Source organism: Acinetobacter sp. UBA6720 (genome assembly GCF_002454215.1).
Taxonomy (GTDB): domain Bacteria; phylum Pseudomonadota; class Gammaproteobacteria; order Pseudomonadales; family Moraxellaceae; genus Acinetobacter.
Genome location: NZ_DKIK01000090.1, coordinates 12,398 through 14,591 on the forward strand (window position 1 = coordinate 12,398; position 2,194 = coordinate 14,591).

At 44.0% G+C, this 2,194-nt stretch carries 2 protein-coding genes; both read right to left on the bottom strand.

Going from position 1 to position 2,194, the window contains the following annotated elements; translation table 11 throughout:
* Nucleotides 1–41: 41 nt before the first annotated feature.
* Entirely contained in the window at nucleotides 42–1,049 is a 1,008-nt protein-coding gene (locus tag B4F08_RS08530) for an SPOR domain-containing protein (protein WP_110975756.1), read from the bottom strand.
* A partial coding sequence (locus tag B4F08_RS08535; protein WP_291374136.1) for a bifunctional folylpolyglutamate synthase/dihydrofolate synthase occupies nucleotides 1,046–2,194 on the bottom strand: 1,149 nt, incomplete at its 5' end. The genes B4F08_RS08530 and B4F08_RS08535, both read right to left, overlap by 4 nt.

Below are 2,194 nucleotides of genomic sequence, written 5' to 3' on the forward strand. Positions count from 1 at the left end.
TTGAATCCATCTTAGTGAAGGCAATTGGATTAAACCCGATCTTAACGTTTGTCGAGTGGCACCCAGTCAATCACCCATGCGGACTTCATGCCGAGGCTTGCATCTGAGGTAATCTTCTTGCGGGCTGCATCGGCAGTATCACGGTCTTTAGATGGCCCCACCATAATCCGCACACCTTTAGAGGTTGGACTTTTAGTGACCTTATAGCCCTTGGCACGAAGCTTGGCAGCCAGAGCATCTGCATTGGCTTCATTGGCAGCCAATGCCACTTGTACCATCCATTGCTTATCGCCATGCTCAAGCAAATCACGCGCTTTTTCAGCTTCCGCCTTCTTCTTGGCTTCATCAGCTTTACGCTTTTCATCTGCCTTACGTTTGTCTTCCGCTTTTTTCTCAGCATCTGCTTTACGATCAGCTTCTTTTTTTGCTTCAGCCTTACGCTCGTCTTCTGCTTTACGTTTAGCCTCAGCTTCACGTTTGGCTTTATCTTCAAGCGCTTGCTTTTCTGCTAAGGCTTTTTGCTCAGTCAGTTTTTTTGCAGCAGCTGCTTTTTCAGCCTCAGTATGGGCTTGTAGCTTTTGCTGTTCCAACTTCTTTAGTTCAGCCGCTTTGTCCGCAGCAATTCGCTGTTGCTTGGCTTTTTCATCTTCAACCAATTCGGGTGGAATGTTGTCCGAGCTTTGCTGTGCGGCATTGCGATGTGCATTCAGCGCAGCATACTCTTCTGCGGCCTTACGTGCAGCATCGGCTTCGGCTTGTTGCTGCATCGCTAAAAATTCAGCCGCACGAGCTTCTTGTTCAGCAACTGATTTTTCACGTGCGACACGTTGCTGTTCCAGTAAGCGTTTTTCTGTTTCAACATCAACCGTTAACGACTGAGGTTGAGCTAACTCACCTTCAGCATTACGTTGCACAGATTGTGTCGCAAGTTCTGGTGTTTTAATATTATTTTGATGTATTTCTTCTTTGCCTTTAAGAAGTAATGCTGCCAAAAGGACACCACCACCTAATAAAACAACGCCACCCATCCAACGCTGTTTGCTATTCATTGACATTCTTCCAAATACTCCCATACCGCTTCTAAGGTATGAAATGAACCACATACCAAAATCAGCTGATTATTCTTTGTTTCATCGAGCGCTGATTTAAAAGCCAATTTCACACTGTCAAAGTGCTGCACCTGTTGTCCTAGCAATGCTTGATCCAATTGTTCAATTGGTGCTGCACGCGGAACAGTTAATGCCGCAATTTTCCACATTTGTATGGTGTCTTTCAATAACTCTGTGACAGATTTCACATCTTTATCTGCCAACATTGAGAAAACACTGACTACTTCAGTGTACTGTTTATTGTATTTTAGGAAATTTCGCAATTGATTTAATAAAAAAGCAACACCGTGCGGGTTATGCCCTGCATCAAAAATTACGGTTTTATTGTGTATTTGGCGAATTTCAAAACGACCTTGCAATTTTGCGTTTTGAATTCCTTTAGAAATAGCCGCTTGAGTGACAGTTAAACCACTCAATAAAACAGCAGCAACGGCTGTTGAAATATTTTCAACGGCCAATGTGCCGAGGGGCAAATTTAAAGTGGCGCCACTGGATGCAAACATCCACGACTGACCATGTTCACTAGGTTGATAAAAATAGTCACGATTCACTGCATATAATATGGCAGCACAAGCATCCACTTTATCAAGAATTGCTTGAGGAATGTGTTGTAAGCCGCCGAACACCACAGGAATATTTGGACGGATAATACCTGCCTTTTCAAAGGCAATCTTTTCAATGGTATCGCCCAGCCAGTCAGTATGGTCTAAACCAATATTGGTGATCACCGCAACATCGGGTTCAATCACATTGACCACATCTAAACGACCGCCTAGACCCACTTCAAGCACCCAAACATCACAGGCTTGGTCTTTAAAAATGACAAAAGCCGCGAGTGTCGTCGCCTCAAAAAACGAGAGGCTTAAATCACAATCACGGCGCGCTTGATCCACTTGCACAAAAGCATCGACCAAACTTTGGTCATCAACCTCTACCCCACGCAATTTAACTCGTTCATTAAAACGATAAATATGCGGTGACTGATACAGTCCCACTTTATAGCCTTGTGCATTTAAAATGGCAGCTAATGTGGTGGTGGTCGAACCTTTTCCATTGGTTCCCGCTACAGTTAAAACTTTGGCATC